1 pseudogene is annotated in these 314 nt (G+C 68.5%); it reads left to right on the forward strand.

The window, feature by feature from the left end:
* Positions 1–314 (forward strand): annotated as a pseudogene (locus NVV99_RS27330) (insoluble domain protein); the annotation flags it as partial.

The following is a 314-nucleotide window of genomic DNA, read 5'->3' on the forward strand; positions in this document are numbered from 1 at the left end:
GACGAAGGTCAGCCCATCGAGGTGGAACTGCCGGACGTAGGGGAGGACGTGCTCACCGAGCAGGCCGACTCCACGGTCGAGCAGTGGCAGTCCTCCGGCCCGGTCGGACAGGCGGCCGCCGACGCAGTCCGCAATGTCGTGCAGACCGCCCCGCAGGTCGATTCGCAGGTCCGTGAGTGGGTCAAGGTCCAGCCCGGTGGTGAAGGCGTGATCGCCGGTGTGGACAACGCACTGGATACCTTCTTCGGCGGTTCGGCCGGCACTGCCGCCGAGATGATCTCCACCGCGATCGGCGACGGCATCGTGCCGGCCTG

Origin of the sequence: Rhodococcus sp. PAE-6 (genome assembly GCF_025290685.1) — a bacterium.
GTDB lineage: Bacteria > Actinomycetota > Actinomycetes > Mycobacteriales > Mycobacteriaceae > Rhodococcus > Rhodococcus pyridinivorans.